We start from the raw sequence: 14,889 nt of genomic DNA on the forward strand, positions 1-14,889 counted from the left end.
TTCAGACTCCAGGGAAAGAGGTGATGACCGGGAAACGGCGCAGTGACCGCCAAGATAACACAGTCAATTGAAAGCGTTCTACAAATTGCGGGCATATGTTACGCATGCACTTCAATCACGACCAAAAGGGGAGATCGGTTTTGAAAACGAAGAAATGGCTGATGATGGTGCTGTCCGTCCTGCTGATCGGCAGCATGCTGGCCGGATGCGGAAGCAAAGCTTCGGACAGCAGCGGTACGGCAAGCGGAGACGACTCGGGCAAAGCCGCCGAATCCGGCGAGCTCAAGGGCCACTTGGTCATCTGGACGTTCTTTGACCAGGTGAAGGATATGGCCGACCAGTTTCAGGCGAAAAATCCCGGCGTCACGGTAGACGTCAAAATGTTCCCGGGCGACCAATACCAGACGAAGCTGCTGACCGCGCTGCAGTCCGGCCGCGACGTTCCCGATATTTTCGACCTGGAGCGCGGATATATCGGCAAATTCATCGATTCGAAGTTTTTGACGGACCTGTCGGCGATGGGCGCCGAGGATCTGGTGAAAAATTACATCCCTTACGTTCAGGAGCTGGGACGCTCCCAGGACGGCAAGCTGCGGGCGATTTCCGACCACTCTTCTCCGGGCGGCTTCTGGTATCTGCGTGATACGGCTAAGAAATACCTCGGTACGGATGATCCTGACAAAGTCAGCGATATGGTCAGCTCGTGGGACAAAATCATTGAGCTCGGCAAAAAGGTGGCAGCGGACAGCGGCGGCAAAGTGCATCTGATCCAAAACGCCGGAGACCTGTTCGACATCGAAGCTTACAACACCCAGCCGTGGGTGAAGGACGGCAAGCTGAACATCGATCCGAAATGGCAGACGATCTATCAGACGCAGCTGGATATCCGTAAAAACAACGTGGACGCCAAGCTTCCATTCATGTCGGCGGGCTGGGGCAACGCGCTGAACGACGGCAGCGTCGTGCTGACTTCGATGCCGGCATGGGCCGGGTTTATGGTCGATAACAAGGACGACAAGGCCAAAGGCAAGTACGGCGTAGCCAAAACGCCGGAAGGCTTCTACTCTGGCGGAACGTACCGCGGCATCTACGAAAAATCCAAGAACAAGGATCTGGCGTATGAGTTCATCAAATATATCGCCGGCGAGGAATGGCAGCAGCACAACCTGGAGAAAACGGGCAATATGCCGGGCAACAGCAAAGTGTACGAAGCCAACCTGGATACGTTTAAGTCCCCGCTGTTCGGCGACGAAAACGTCTTGAAGCCATATTACGAAACCGTCGTGAAAATTCCGGCAGCCAAAGCGGATAAATACGGTGAGGAAATTTTGAGCAAGTGGAGAAAGGTCGCCAGTGACGGCATAACGAACAACCGCAGCTTTGACGACGTCGTGACCGATTTCAAAAAAGAAGTGAAGAACGCTTTCCCTGAGCTGAATGTGGACTGATCGCCCGGTCAAGGGCAGAAACGACAGATAAATAGACGCGGCTGCTGTTCGGATGGGAAGAGGAGCAGCCGCTCCATTTTTGGAAGGAGAAAGGCCCGATGAGCAGCATACATGATTATATCAGCGAACTACGGATCATCGACGGACACGAGCATTTGGCGACTCCGCAGATCAGACAAAGAGAGCAGCAGGATTTTTTCTCCTTGATGCATTACCTTGATTCCGACTTCATTACGGCGGGGATGCAGCGCGGGGCTTTAAGCGGCCGGGTGCGCAGTGACGAAGAGAAAGCGGCCACCTTCCTGCAGTACTGGCAGCGCGCGAACAACACCACGTACGCGAACATGTTCCGGACGGCCATGAAGGACCTGTACGGCTTTGAAGATTGGACGGTCCAAGGCATTCTGGAGGTTAATGATAAAGTGAAGGCGGCGACGAATAACCCGGACTGGTACCGGGAGGTGCTGTACGAACGCTCAAAAATCGACCTGGCGTTCACGCTGATCCAAACCACGCAATTGGATTACGAATTGTTCCGGCCGATCATGTTTTTGGATTTTACCTTTAAACTTCGAACACTCAAGGATATTCACGACGTGGAGAACGCCGCAGGGGTGCATGTGCATTCGTTCCCGGGCTATCTCGAAGCAGTGGATGCCTTATTGCATAGATACAAACAGGAAGGAATGGTCGCAACGAAGCTGGGCCATGCGTATTGGCGGAGCCTCGCCAGCACCAACCCGACGTTCCACGAAGCGGAGATCGTCTTCAACCGGCTGCTGGGCTATACGCTGCAGGATGGGCTGTCGAAGGAAGAGACGCTGGCGCTGCAGGACTACCTCATTCATTTCATCATCCAGCGTTCCATCGCTTATGATCTGCCGATCCAGATTCACACCGGCCATCATGAATCTAGCGTGTCCGGCAACGGCAACATCCTGACCAACTCGAACGCAGAGCTGCTGCTGCCGCTGCTGGCGCAGTACCGGGACGCCAAATTCGTCCTGCTGCACTGCGGTTTTCCTTACCATCAATCGTATTTGAGCATCGCGAAAAATTATCCGAACGTGTACACCGACTTTACCTGGGTGCATATCATTTCACCGACGATCGGCAAGCAGATTCTGCATCAAATGATCGAGATGGTGCCGCAGTCGAAGATCCAGGGATTTGGCGGCGACTACAACCATATCGAGGGAACGTACGCGCACCTGAAGCTGGTACGGAACATCGTGGGCGACGTGTTAACCGAGAAAGTCCAGGAAGGCGGCATGACGGAAAAGGCGGCGATGGAATTCGCCAAGCGCATTTTCCGGGACAACCTGATCGAGATATACCAGCTGGATATGTAATGTAGGATAGTTTTCTTGAAAAGTATGCTTATTGGAAGAAAGGCGGGAGTAATCGTGGGATGGAAGGCAGAGGCAGACGGTGGTGAGCGTTACGTACTGAACGTGTATCGGCCCGGTGAGGAACAGGGGGAGGCTGCGCTGCGGTTCGGTCATTTGATCGAAGCATGGAGCCTGCTGGACGGGTCGACCTGGGAGGTTCCGATCGAAAGGGTGGATGCTTTGACGGATGGAGGGCTGACGATGTCCGGCTCTTCGGGCGAATTTACTGCCGAAGCGAAATGGGAAGCGGTGAAGGACAGCTGTGGCGGCTACGACGTCACCCTTCATTTAACGTATAACGGGAACGTTCCCAAAAATATGGGACTGACTTTGCGGGCAGAGGTAATCGGTCCAGGGAAGCCGGATTGGATGATCCCCGGCGCCTTCTACAAGGAAAACCGCTTTGAGAAAAATTTACGGCGCTATCCCCGCTACGATTACCGGGGCGGAGACCCGGAGCAGATGGTATCGGATTATTGGTCCTTCCGCTCGGACCGGGCGGCGCTGCCGGTGGTGTTTGCCTGGAATGACGCGCTGTGCGGGGCGCTCTGCACGGAAGAAATGTCGGAGCTGGGCCTGACGGGCGTCGGTTTCCGGGGTAACGCGGACGGAACGGCGGTCTGGCTGAACTTTCCGTACCGGGAGGAGCCGGTGACGTTCGTCGGCGAGCCGGTTCCGGCGCTGGCGGATTTGGCGTCCGCACGGTTTGAGCCGGGGCAGCAGGTAACGCTTCGCTACCGGGTGTATACGGCGGCCGGCGATCCTCATGCGTATGATCCGTTCGTGCGACGGATGTACCGGCTGCATGCCGAGGCCTACCCGCTCCGGCCTTGGATGGATCTGGACGAAGCGGCGCAGCTGACCGCCCACGGCCTGTTTACGTGGCATTATCGTCCGGAGCACCGCATATTGTACGAAACGGCGGCGTTTGACCGCGAGCTGAACAACAACGTTAAAGGGCAGGGGGACCGCCCCCATATGCACGTGGGCTGGGTCAGCGGAGCGCCTTACGCGCATGCGCTGCTCCAATATGGACGCAGACAGGGCATTGCCGAATACACATCGGCCGGAATGGATGTGCTGAGCAAAATCGCCGAAGGCTTGTCGCCGAGCGGCATTTTCTGGGCGTCCTGGATCGAAGGCCGGGGCTGGAACGCCGGCTGGAATCCGAAGCCCGATTGGCTGCAGGCGAGAACGGCGGCCGAAGCGACGCTGTTCATGGTCCGGGCGCTGGATTTTGAGCGCGGGCAGGGAGCATCCCATCCGGACTGGGAAGCGGCGGCCCTGTCGAACTTGAACTTTGCGGCTTCCTGCCAGCGAAGCGACGGCAATTTCGGCTCCTATTACCATGCGGAGACCGGGGAGGTCGAAGAATGGGACGGCGCCGGCGGCATGCTGTGGATCGCGGCGCTGCTTGAAGGCGCGGCCTTGTTCGGGGAATCGCGGTTTGCGGAAGCCGCCGAGTGTGCCGGCAGCTATTACGAGAAGTTTATCAGGGATGAATATATTTACGGCGCTCCGGAGGATGTGCATCTGACGCCGACCTCGGAAGACGCCTATAACGCCGTCGCCGCCTATGTGCTGCTGTACGAGTATGACCGGCAGCCGAAGTGGCTGGAGCTCGCATCCAGCGCGGCGGACTGGATGATGACGTTCCGCTGGACGTATAATCTGTGCTTCCCGCGCCACACCCTGCTGGCGCAGTATGATTTCCGTTCGCGCGGCGCGGATCAGGCGTCCACGTCGAACCAGCATCTGCATAATTACGGCCTGTTCTGCGTGCCGGAAATGCTGCGGTTGTGGAAGCATTCCGGCGACCGGTATTATCTGGAACGCACCCGCGACCATATCGCCTGTTTCCTGCAGTTTATCGCACGGGAGGACGGGGACTTCAACGCCTATAAAGGCATGGTCACCGAGCGTTATTACAACACGAACTGCTTCCAGCCCAAAGGAATGATGCTGACCTTGTCGCACTCCTGGTGCATCGGCTTGATTCTGTACGCGTCCCAGGAGGCGGCGGAATACGCGGCGGAGCTGGGACTGAGTGAGCTGATCGAAGGCTGAAGGATCTGAGACCGAGGGACTGAAAACTGAAGGATTAATACAGATCGAAAGACAGAGGGTTCAAACAGATCGAGAGACTGAAGGATCGAAGAAGATCTAAAGACTGATGGATCGAGAACAGATGCGAAGACCAAGAGATCGAAAACCGAAAGCTGGTAGCTGGAGACAAAAAAACGCTGTCTGTTCCTTATGAAAATATGCCGGTAGACGTTCTTCATCCTATCGAAACCGCCTTCCAGCGAGACAAGGATTTCATAACCCAAAAGCGGATGGCTTGAAGGTGCCTAGCTTTATGCCCGCGAAAAAGAATAAGGAAATCCATGAAATCGCTTAGGCGAGATAAGATGCAGGACGAATACGGGAGGGGACAACGTATGTTATTTGCAGGAATTGATATCGGAACGACATCGATCAGCGCCGTGCTGATTTCGGCTGCGTCAGGCCGGGCGGTCCGCGTGGCAACTTGTGCGAACGATGCTTCGGTTCGTGGGGAGCGCAGCTGGGAACGGCTGCAGGATTCGCAGCGGATTATGGAGCAAGTCCGAGGGCTGCTTGCGGAATGCCAAGAGGAATGGCCGGACGTTGCCGCGGTCGGAATTTCCTGCCAGATGCACGGCATTCTTTATGTCAACGGAGATGGCCAAAGCGTCAGCCCTCTCTATACCTGGCAGGACGGGCGGGGAGACGAGCGGATGGAGGACCGGGATGCTTCTTACGCACGGTATTTTCGGGAAATCACGGGTTATCCGGCAGCCAGCGGCTACGGACTGGTAACGCACTTTCATCATGTGAAAAACGGGAACGTTCCCAAAGATGCGGTTTACTTATGTACGATCGGCGATTACGTGGCTATGCAGCTGACGGGCGCCGCCAAACCGCTCATGGATCCATCCAACGCGGCCGGGATCGGATTGTTTTCGGCAAGCCGGCGCTGCTTTGATGAAGAAGCGCTGCGGCGGGCCGGGATGGATTCATCCATTCTGCCGCCCGTATGCCGGGGCACGGAGCCGGCCGGTAGAACGCCGGACGGCAAGCCCGTAGCATGCGCGATCGGCGACAACCAGGCGAGCTTCCTCGGTTCGGTATCGCAGCTGGAGCGGACGCTGCTCGTCAACGTTGGGACCGGCTCGCAAATTTCCATTTACACGGACAACGACGTGTCTCCGGGGGAGTTGGATGCTGCGGCCGGTCTTGAAATCCGGCCGTTTCCGGGAGGCGGCTCGCTGCTGGTAGGCGCCCCCCTTAGCGGGGGCAAGTCCTACGCCATGCTGCTGGCGTTCTTTCAAGAGGTGGGCAGAGCCTTCGGCACGTCTCCGGATGAAGGCGAGATCTACGCGCGGATGAATGAATGGGCCCGGGAGGCGATTCGGCGCGGGGATGAGCCGCTTCAGGTTCAGACCCAGTTCTACGGAACCCGGCAGGATCCGGGTCTTCGGGGGGCCATCCGCGGCATCGGGCCGGACAATTTCACGCCCGGCCATCTGGCCGCAGGCTTCCTGCAGGGCATGGCCGACGAGCTGATGCAGTACGTCGGCGCGCTGCCGGCGGGTCTGCGCGGCAGCATCTCGGCCGCGGCGGGCTCGGGCAACGGCATCCGCCGGAACCCTCTCCTCCGAGAGATGCTGGAAGCGAAGCTCGGGCTGGCGCTTGAGCTTCCGCCTGGGGAGGAGGAAGCGGCCTATGGAGCGGCCGTGTACAGTGCAGCGGCGGCCGGATATTATCCGGATGTCCGGTCGGCACTTAGCGAAATGAGGAAAGGGTGAACTTGTGATGGACATGGATACAGTCGATACAAGTACAGCGCGCCAGCCGCAGGAATGGGGACGCTTCAAACTGGCGGTCATTCATACGACCCCGGTCACTGTTGATCCTTTAAGGGACCTGGCACAGCAGTTGATGCCCGGCCTCCGTGTCATCAATCTGGTGGACGACTCGATTCTGCCGGAGCTTGCGGAGAACGGCGGGCGGGTGGAAGCCATCGCCGGGCGGTGGAGGCAGTATGCGCACATTGCGGAGCAGCAGGGTGCGGACTGCATCCTGAACGCCTGCTCCTCTATCGGAGAGCTGTGCGCTGCCGTACAGCCGGAGATCGCGGTACCGATCGTGCGCATCGACGAAGCGATGGCGGAGCATGCGGTGCGCTCCGCCGGCACCATCGGCGTGGCGGCCACGCTGGCCACGACGCTCGGGCCGACGCAGCGGCTGCTGCAGCAGCAGGCAGAGCGGCTCGGAAGAGAAGTCCGGCTGGTGCCGGAGGTGATCTCTTCCGCGTACGAGCGCCTGCTGGCCGGCGACCGGCAGGGCCATGACGAAGTGCTGGCCGAGACGCTGGTCCGGATGGCCGGTAAGGCGGACATCGTCGTATTGGCCCAGGCGTCGATGGCGCGGGCGGTGGAAGGCCTGCCTCCGGAGGAACGGAGCCGCTTTCTGACAAGCCCCGCCTTCGGAATGGGGCGCGTGCGTGAGCAATTGTCGGCGAACAGAATGAGCTGAGCAGACTTCACTGAACAGACTTAACTATAGAACAGACTTAACTATAGAACAGGCTTAACTGAAGAACAGGCTTAACTGAAAAACAGACTTAATGGACGGAAGACAAGGTCCATTTTTCAGATTTACAAGAGAGTAGCGAGAGGAGTTTTTACCCTATGACGACCCAAGCAGGAGCTGCGGGCCGCTCCAACGTCCTGACGCTGAAGCAGGCCCTTCAAGCCGCCGAAGCCGGAAAGTACGCGATCGGTTCGTTTTCACCGCGTTATACGTCCATGATCGCCGCCGTTCTGGCGGCAGGGCAGGAGGCAGATTCGCCGCTGATCGTCCAGATTTCGCAGAAGGAGCTGATCCGGTACGGCATTACGCCGAAGGCATTTGCGGAGGAATTCTATCACCAGCTGGAGGAGCAGCAGATCACCGTTCCGGTGGTGCTTCACCTGGATCACACGAAGGACATGGCGGTCATCGCCGAGGCCATCGAAGCGGGCTTTACCTCCGTCATGATCGACGCGTCGGAAAAGCCGTTCGAGGACAACGTCCGCGAGTCCAGAGAAGCGGCCGACTATGCCCATGCCAGAGGCGTCTCGGTCGAAGCCGAGCTCGGCATGATCGGCACGACCGATTTCGTCGAGACGGAAACCGACGAAGAGCTGTACACCGATCCCGATGAGGCGGCGGAGTTCGTTCGGCTGACCGGCGTGGACGCGCTGGCAGTATCGTGCGGCACCGCGCATGGCGTCTACAACGTGAAGCAGCCGAAGGTCGACTATGCGCGCCTGGAGGCGATCCGGGCACTGACCCCGGTGCATCTGGTGCTGCACGGCGGTTCGGGCGTTCCGGCCGACATGATGCAGCAGGCGTTCACCCTGAACGGGGGCGGCGTCAGCAAAGTGAATATCGCGACCGACCTGGAACTGTCACTGCTCGCGGCGCTGGGCCGTGAAGAGCGGATGACGGATGCGGAGTGCCGGGCACTGGCGCCGGATCAGCTGGCTGCCGGCCGCGACGCCGTCAAGCAGACGGTCATGAACAAGATGAAGGATTTCGTGCTGAGCGCCGGAAAGGCCGGACGCTTTTTCCAATAAACCGGATTCATCCTTACACCCAAGTAACCATGGATTGGAGCTGAACCACGTATGAAGGACAAAAAGCTGTACATGATCGGCAATGCGCATCTCGACCCGGTGTGGCTGTGGCAGTGGCAGGAGGGCTTCCAGGAAGCAAAAGCGACCTTCCGCTCGGCCCTCGACCGGATGAAGGAATCGGAGGATTTTATTTTTACGTCCAGCTCGGCGGCCATGTACGAGTGGATCGAAAATAACGAGCCCGCGATGTTCGAGGAAATCCGCGCACGAATCAAGGAAGGCCGGTGGAACATCGTCGGCGGCTGGTGGATCCAGCCCGACTGCAACATTCCGGGGGGTGAATCCTTCGTTCGCCAGGGCTTGTACGGCCAGCGTTATTTTAAAGAGAAGTTCGGGGTGACCGCCAAAGTCGGCTACAACGTCGACAGCTTTGGCCACAACGCCATGCTCCCGCAAATTTTAAAAAAGAGCGGGATGGACTACTACGTGATGATGCGCCCGATGCCGAACGAAAAAGGCCTGCCCAGCCGGCTTTTCTGGTGGCAGTCCGACGACGGGTCCAAGGTGCTGACGTTCCGCATTATGTTCGAGTATTTGTCCTGGGGCAAAGATCTGGAAAATCACGTACGCCGCTGCCTCGGCGAGTTCAAGGAACCGCTGAACGACTTGATGCTGTTCTACGGCGTGGGCAACCACGGGGGCGGACCGACCAAGGAAAATATCGAGAGCATTCGGCGCCTGAACCAGGAACCGGATCTGCCGAAGCTCGAGTTCGCTACGCCTGACCGGTACTTCAAAGACATGGAAGCTTCCGGACTTGATTTTCCGGTTGTGCACGACGACCTGCAGCATCACGCCAGCGGCTGCTATGCCGCGCATTCCGGCATCAAGCAGTGGAACCGCCAGGCGGAGAACCGGCTGATTGCGGCGGAGAAGTTCTCCGCGCTCGCTTCATGGATCACCGGGCAGCCGTATCCTGAGGAATTCACGCGCGCCTGGAAAAATGTGCTGTTCAACCAGTTCCATGACATCCTGGCCGGAACGAGCCTGGAGCCGGCGTATGAGGACGCGAGATATTTGTTCGGAGAGGCGATGGCGATCGCCGACCGCTCGCTGAACTATGCGGTGCAGTCGCTGTCCTGGAACATCGGCATCGAGCAGGATGAAACGATGCGCCCGATCGTCGTGTTCAACCCGCACGCCTGGTCCAGCAAAGTGAACGTCGAGCTGGAGATTGGCGGAATCAAGGACAACAGCGTGCTGGTCGACGATACCGGCAAGCCGGTGCCGTTCCAGACCGTCAAGTCGCAGGCCGCAGCCAGAGGCCGCTACCGTCTGAGTTTTATGGCCGAACTGCCGCCGCTCGGATACCGGGTCTACAAGCTGTTCCTGGAATCGGCTTCGCTAAAGCCGGTCGGGGAGCCGATCACGGCCAGCGATCTCGTCTTGGAAAACAGCCGCCTGCGGCTGGAGTTCGACAAGGACACGGGCTTTATCAAGAGCCTGCGAGACAAGAGGGTGGATCATGAAGTGCTGCGGGGCGAAGGGGCAAGGCCGGTCGTCATCGACGACACCTCGGATACGTGGAGCCACGACGTGCTGCATTTTAACCGGACAGCAGGGCAGTTCAAGGCGGTGAGAGTGCAGCGCATCGAGCACGGGCCGGTCAAATCGGTCATCCGAGTAGTAAGCGAATACGGCAGCTCGCGGCTGGTGCAGGATTTTGCGATGTATCCGGACCGGGACCAAATCGACGTTCGCGTGACCGTAGACTGGCGGGAAAAGTTCAAAATGCTGAAGCTCGTCTTCCCGGTGAACTGCGTCTTCAGCCGGCATACGTACGAAATTCCTTACGGAACGATCGAGCGTGAGCATAACGGCGAGGAAGAGCCGGGTCAGAGCTGGGTGGACTATACGGGGATCGTTCCGGGATCGAACCGCGTGTACGGGCTGAGCCTGATGAATGACGCTAAGTACAGCTACAGCATCCACAATAAGGAGCTGGCCCTGACCGTGCTGCGCAGCCCGATTTACGCCCATCACGATCCATACGTGCCGGAGGCGGACGGCGAATATGCCTTTACTGACCAGGGCATTCAGCAGTTTAACTATTCGCTCCTTCCTCATGAAGAGGGCTGGGAGCAGGCTGGCACCGTGCGCCGGGCCGCGGAGCTGAACTGCAAGCCGGTAGCTATCATTGAAACGTATCACGAAGGAAAGCTGCCGCAGACGGATTCGTACCTGTCGGTGGACCGGGACAACATCATCGTCAGCGCGGTGAAAAAAGCGGAGGATAACGATGATCTGATCCTGCGCGTGTATGAGACGGACAAAAAGGCGACGACGGCCGAAATCAGTCTCCCGAAATGGGAGCGCAGCATCCGTGCCGACTTTAAGCCCTCAGAAATCAAAACGTTCCGCGTGCCGGCGGACAAAAGCCTTCCCGTGACAGAAACCAGCCTTCTGGAGTGGGATCTGTAATATGGGCCGCCGCGAAGAGACGGCTGCCGAGCTGCGGGCGGCCGGGAAATTTATGATGGACACGGGGCTCGCCTGGGGCAATGCGGGCAACATCAGCGCCAGGCTGGATGATTCAAGCTTCCTGATCACGGCCACGGGGACGTTTCTGGGAGAACTGGGCGAAGGAGATTTCGCCAAGTGCTGTCTGGACGGCAGAGAGGCGCCGGCAGCTGCCGGGCCCAAGCCGTCCAAGGAAGTGCCGATGCACCAGGCCGTGTATGACCTGCGGCCTGACGTCGGGGCAGTGCTGCATGCGTCGCCTTTTTACAGCACGCTGTTCGCCTGTGCCGATATTCCGCTTCCCTCCGGCTTGTTTGTGGAGACGATGTACTACCTGGAGCGTGTGGAACGCGTCCGGTACGCCCATCCCGGCTCGCTGGATCTGGGGGAAGCGGTCAGGGAGAAGGCGAAGCAGGCCAACGTGCTGCTGCTGGAGCACCACGGGGTGCTGGTCTATGACACCAGCATCAAGGAAGCGCGGATGGCGCTGCAGACGCTCGAAATGGCCTGCCGGATGGTGATTGAATCCGGGAGCGCGGGCGTACGTCTGCAGGAGCTGCCGGATCCGGTCCGGCAGGACTTCCTGGAGCGCTCCGGCTACCGGCCGCGGAGGAGGTGGGACGGATGATCGGCGTCATTGCCGACGACATTACCGGGGCGAACGACATCGGCATCATGTTCGCCAAGGCGGGTTTGACGACGCATGTGTATCCGGTGGATGAGTTCCGGCACGGTCTGCCGGATCCGCCGCCGGATGTGGTCGTGGTGGACACGAACTCGCGGCTCGATACCGCGGATCAGGCTTACGCCAAGGTGTACACGGCTACCGTCGCCCTGCGCGCCGCCGGATGCACTCGGCTGGTCAACAAAACGTGTTCGGTCTTCCGCGGCAACATCGGAGCGGAATTCGACGCCATGCTGGATGCGGTGCCCGCCGCGTTCGCGGTCGTCGTGCTCGGATTTCCGAAGAACGGCCGCGTCACGCTGGACGGCATCCATTATGTGCACGGCAAGCCGCTGGCCGAGTCCGAATTCCGGCATGATCCGGTGCATCCGATGCAGGAATCGGAGCTGACGGCGATCCTGCAGGCGCAGACGGAGCGTAAGGTGGCGATGCTGCCGATCGGCGTGGTGGAGCAGGGCGCCGAAGTTCTGCGCGGGGAAATCAACCGGATGCGGAGCGAATGTGCCTACCTGATTCTCGACGTCCGCGATCAGCAGTCGCTACGGATCATCGCCGAGGCGGTACAGGATGAGCCGCTGCTGTGCGGCAGTTCCGGCCTCTATGAGGAGCTCGCGCCGCTGCTGAAGCGTGCGGATGCAGCCCGGGTAAGCTCAGATCGATCCACTACCGGGCCTGTGGAAAATGGGGCGCCGTACAAAAGGGCTGACCTGGGAGCAGATGAAGAAGAACGAATTGGGAAGAACTTGGCCTCTGCCGGGACCGGGCCGGATGGCGGGCAAGTTGATAGGGCGGCTGCTGACCTTATTGAAAATAGCGGGTTACTGAGCAAAGATGCAGACGCCTCACTGGACAACGCAGGCTCAGCCGGTAATGCCACCCGGGGCGAAGGGGTGCTGCTCGCGGCAGGCAGCCTGATGCCGCAAACCGCGGCGCAGATTGCTTGCGCCCGGGAAGCGGGTGTTACGATCATCGAGCTCGATTCCTTGCTGCTGCTGGAACCGGCACGCAAGAACGGGCACATCGCCGATGTCGTGCGGCGGGCCGGCGCGAAGCTGGCATCCGGACGCGATGTGCTGATCCATGCATCGAACGATGCCGGCAAGCTGGCAGCGACCCGCAAGCGGGCGGAGGAGCTCGGCCTATCGGGTACGGTGCTCTCGCGCATCGTCTCGGATGAGCTGGCCGGCGCGGTAGCCGATGTTGCGGAGCGTGCCAGGCAGCGCCGGATCGTCATCGCCGGCGGCGAAACCTCTGCTGCCGTATGCGGCCGGCTGGGCATCACCGGGCTGCGGGTGCTGGAGGAGATTGAGCCGGGGCTGCCCTCCTGCATGTCACTGGACGGCAAGGCGCGTCTGCTGGTGTTGAAATCGGGCAGCTTCGGCAGCCCGGAGTTTATCGTCAAAGCCATCGAACATTTGAAGGGAATGAACATCCATGGGGAGAGTGACTGCGATGAGCGCGATCTTTGAGCAGCTGTTTGCGAAATATCCGGATCTTCAGCCGTGCCGGGACGCGGTTTGGCAGGCGTACGAGGCGATGGAGGCTTCTTTTCGCCGGGGAGGCAAAATGCTCCTCGCCGGCAACGGCGGCAGCGCCGCCGACTGTGAGCATGTCGTTGGCGAGCTGATGAAGGGCTTTATGCTGAAGCGGACTTTGCCGCCGGCCGAACGCGATAAGATGCTCATTCACGGCGAGGAAGGCGCTTATATCGCCGACCGGCTGCAGGGTGCGCTGCCGGCCATCTCTCTCGTCAGCCAGAGCGGCCTGTCGACCGCGTTCATCAACGACGTTGCCGCCGATATGGCGGTGGCCCAGCAGGTGTACGGCTATGGCCGGCCGGAGGATACGCTGGTCGTGTTCAGCACGTCCGGCAACTCGGCGAATGTGGTTCGTGCCGTTCAGGTGGCCAAATCCCTCGGGATGACTACGATCGGCCTGACCGGCCGCACTGGCGGACGCCTGAAGGAGCTGTGCGACATTGCCGTCTGCGTTCCTTACGACGGCACGCCGGATATCCAGGAAAGGCATCTGCCGATTTACCATACGCTGTGCATGATGCTGGAGGAGGCATTTTTCGCATGAGCACACTGCTGGGAGGCCTCGATATCGGCGGAACGAAGTGCGCAGCGGTGCTTGGCAGGGCGGAAGGCGACCGGATCGAAATCGTGGGCAAGCGCAGCTTCCCGACGCCGGACACGCCGGAGGAAGCGATGGCGTCGCTGTGCGACGAGCTGGCCGGCCTGGCCGCTTCGGCCGGCGGGGGCGAGCCGCTCGCGGCCGTCGGCGTCAGCTGCGGCGGCCCGCTTGACAGCCGGCGGGGACGGATTCTCTCCCCGCCGAACCTGCCCGGCTGGGACGGCATCGACGTCCTCACGCCGCTCCGGGAGCGCTTCGGCGTACCCGCCGCGCTCCAAAACGACGCCAACGCCTGCGCCCTCGCCGAATGGCGGTGGGGGGCTGGGCGCGGGGCGTCCAGCATGATCTTCCTGACCTTCGGGACAGGAATGGGCGCGGGTCTGATCCTGAACGGAGCCTTGTATGCCGGCGCAAGTGACATGGCCGGTGAGATCGGCCATATCCGTCTGGCGGAAGAGGGGCCGGTCGGCTACGGCAAGGCCGGCTCTTTTGAGGGTTTTTGCAGCGGCGGGGGCATTGCCCGCCTGTTTGCCGGTTTGAAGGAAGCGGCGGCAGAGACTGCCGCGCGATCCTCCGCCGGTGCCGGAGGGATGGCCCCGCAATCCGGAGGGAGCGGGGAGGATGCATGGACGGCGAAGGACGTGTTTGAGGCGGCTGCCGCCGGGGACGCGCTGGCGCGCCATGCAGTGGGCATCATCGGCCGCAAGCTCGGCCGGGGCCTGGCCGTCCTCGTCGATACGCTCAATCCGGAGCGGATCGTAATCGGCAGCATCTATGCGCGCCAGGAGCAGGTGCTCCGGCCGCTCGTGCTGGAGGAGCTGCGGCGTGAAGCGCTGCCGGGGACGCTCGCGGCCTGCCAGATTCTGCCGTCTGAGCTTGGCGAGCATGTCGGGGATGCGGCAAGCTTGTCCGTTGCGCTTCACGCGCTGGGGGAGCATAAACGAGGGAATAATTGATCCGGGAAACCGAAGGTGGATCCGGCGAACTTTTAACAGATGATAACAGGTTGATCATAACGTTGTGATACAGGATTCGCGGCCTGATGGCATGGAAGTGCAGAGCCC

The 14,889-nt window shown here is 60.0% G+C and carries 11 protein-coding genes; all 11 read left to right on the forward strand.

What is annotated here, in order from left to right; all coding sequences use genetic code 11:
• Positions 1 to 140: 140 nt before the first annotated feature.
• Entirely contained in the window at positions 141 to 1,448 is a 1,308-nt protein-coding gene (locus ABID47_RS25615; RefSeq protein ID WP_354500992.1) for an ABC transporter substrate-binding protein, read from the forward strand.
• 98 nt (positions 1,449 to 1,546) lie between these two features.
• Positions 1,547 to 2,800 (forward strand): amidohydrolase family protein, encoded by a 1,254-nt coding sequence (locus ABID47_RS25620; protein ID WP_354500994.1) that lies wholly within the window; start codon positions 1,547 to 1,549, stop codon positions 2,798 to 2,800.
• 54 nt (positions 2,801 to 2,854) lie between these two features.
• Entirely contained in the window at positions 2,855 to 4,906 is a 2,052-nt protein-coding gene (locus ABID47_RS25625; RefSeq protein ID WP_354500996.1) for a YyaL domain-containing protein, read from the forward strand.
• 374 nt (positions 4,907 to 5,280) lie between these two features.
• On the forward strand, positions 5,281 to 6,669 hold the full coding sequence (locus ABID47_RS25630; RefSeq protein WP_354500998.1) for a sedoheptulokinase: 1,389 nt from the start codon (positions 5,281 to 5,283) through the stop codon (positions 6,667 to 6,669).
• A gap of 7 nt (positions 6,670 to 6,676) precedes the next feature.
• Positions 6,677 to 7,399, forward strand: a complete 723-nt coding sequence (locus ABID47_RS25635; protein ID WP_354501000.1) for an aspartate/glutamate racemase family protein — start codon at positions 6,677 to 6,679, stop codon at positions 7,397 to 7,399.
• Between the two features lie 155 nt (positions 7,400 to 7,554).
• Positions 7,555 to 8,484, forward strand: a complete 930-nt coding sequence (locus ABID47_RS25640) for a class II fructose-bisphosphate aldolase (protein WP_354501002.1) — start codon at positions 7,555 to 7,557, stop codon at positions 8,482 to 8,484.
• Positions 8,485 to 8,535: 51 nt separating this feature from the next.
• Positions 8,536 to 10,965: an alpha-mannosidase gene (locus ABID47_RS25645; protein ID WP_354501004.1), complete on the forward strand. Its 2,430-nt coding sequence runs from the start codon at positions 8,536 to 8,538 to the stop codon at positions 10,963 to 10,965.
• A 1-nt stretch (position 10,966) separates the two neighbouring features.
• On the forward strand, positions 10,967 to 11,632 hold the full coding sequence (locus ABID47_RS25650) for a class II aldolase/adducin family protein (protein WP_354501006.1): 666 nt from the start codon (positions 10,967 to 10,969) through the stop codon (positions 11,630 to 11,632).
• Positions 11,629 to 13,158: a four-carbon acid sugar kinase family protein gene (locus ABID47_RS25655; protein ID WP_354501008.1), complete on the forward strand. Its 1,530-nt coding sequence runs from the start codon at positions 11,629 to 11,631 to the stop codon at positions 13,156 to 13,158. The genes ABID47_RS25650 and ABID47_RS25655 overlap by 4 nt, the downstream gene beginning before the upstream one ends.
• A complete protein-coding gene (locus tag ABID47_RS25660) occupies positions 13,142 to 13,771 on the forward strand; it encodes a D-sedoheptulose-7-phosphate isomerase (protein ID WP_105444281.1) in 630 nt (209 codons plus the stop codon). The genes ABID47_RS25655 and ABID47_RS25660 overlap by 17 nt, the downstream gene beginning before the upstream one ends.
• Positions 13,768 to 14,781, forward strand: coding sequence for an ROK family protein (locus ABID47_RS25665; protein WP_354501010.1), 1,014 nt, complete (start codon positions 13,768 to 13,770; stop codon positions 14,779 to 14,781). Before ABID47_RS25660 ends, ABID47_RS25665 begins: the two co-directional genes overlap by 4 nt.
• Positions 14,782 to 14,889 lie beyond the last annotated feature (108 nt).

Origin of the sequence: Paenibacillus favisporus, assembly GCF_040545415.1 — a bacterium.
Classification (GTDB): Bacteria; Bacillota; Bacilli; order Paenibacillales; family Paenibacillaceae; genus Paenibacillus_AQ; species Paenibacillus_AQ favisporus.